The following is a 1351-nucleotide window of genomic DNA, read 5'->3' on the forward strand; positions in this document are numbered from 1 at the left end:
TTGATTTTTCGCTTTTTCATAGGCGCGAGAATTCCCTGAGGGCGGCGTAGCAGTAAGGTCGACGGTGGATCACACTGATATCCGCGGATTGGCTACCGCATTACAGAGGTCCGCCTCATGAGCCTGCCGCTGTCTTGGGCCGCAAATTGGTGATGCCCGTTGCGAAATATCTTCGCGGGTTACTCGAGTGCCGGGCTACGCCGCCTTCAGGAAACTCCTCCACTTGTTGTCTTGCGTTGAGTGGCGGGCGGCTTACGCGGTCTGTGCGCTGCGTGACGTGGCAAGCGACATCGCCAGGCGGCTGATGTCCCAGATGAAGCCCGCTAGTTCACGGGCGACGGCGACCGTCGCGATATTGACGTGTTTGCCGCGCACTGCCAGCTTCCGGTATCGCCGGCACAACCGGACCTGCGCGTCCCAGGCGCGATCGATAATGGCCTTCGGAATACCTTCGTGCCGACGCTGGATGTCGCGGCTCACGCGCGCAGGATGCCGGTAGCTCCAGGCCGCCTCGACCAGCAGCTTTCTGGCGTAGCTGTTGCCGGTCTTGGTGATGCTACCCCGACGTCGCTTGTCGCCCGAGGAATGTTCCGACGGCGTCACCCCCAGCCATGCCATCAGTTGACGTGGATGTTCGAAGCGTGACAGGTCGCCCAGTTCCGACAGTATCCCGACGGCCGTGACGAACTGCACGCCCCGCATCGCCTGCAGTCCCAGCAGGGCTGGATAAAACCGCCAGTTGACGACTGCCTCGCGTAGCGCTGCTTCGAGGCGATCACACTGCGCGAGTCGGTCCTCGATCGTGCGCCGGTGTTCGTCAAACGCCAGTTGCCGCCACGGGTGCCCGAATGAATATGCGCTGAGCCAGCGCCGATGGGCGGCGCCCCAGTTCGCGTTCCCGGTATAGTGCACGCCATGCGAGAGCAGGAACGACTTCAGCCGCTGCCGCGCCTGCTTCAGATCGTCTCTGGCACCGGCCCATGCCCGCGCCAGATCCCGGAATGCCTCATCCTCGACGCCCGGGACATAGACCGCTGACAGGTCACCGGCGCGCAGCGCTCGCACCAGTTTGATCGCATCGCGCCGATCCGTCTTCACGCGCTCGCCGGGCTTCTTCGGAATCAGCGATGGTGCACACACGATGCAGTCGAATCCCTTCTGGACGAGCTGCCGGTAAAGCCCATAACCACACGGACCCGCTTCGTAGACGATGTGCACGTGTGGCCCCTTTGACTGCAGGCGCCTGCACAGGCGGTCGATATCGGCCTTCGTCGTACCGATCTTGCCGAGCAGTTCCACGTCGCCCATGCCGATCGCGTAGGCGACCGTGATCGAATCCTTGTGAACATCC

At 62.8% G+C, this 1351-nt stretch carries 1 protein-coding gene; it reads right to left on the minus strand.

Going from position 1 to position 1351, the window contains the following annotated elements:
- Positions 1-252: 252 nt before the first annotated feature.
- On the minus strand, positions 253-1351 hold a 1099-nt coding region (locus tag F6X42_RS42700), incomplete at its 5' end, for an IS110 family RNA-guided transposase (protein WP_187639740.1).

The organism is Paraburkholderia podalyriae, from assembly GCF_014397785.1.
GTDB classification, from domain to species: Bacteria; Pseudomonadota; Gammaproteobacteria; order Burkholderiales; family Burkholderiaceae; genus Paraburkholderia; species Paraburkholderia podalyriae.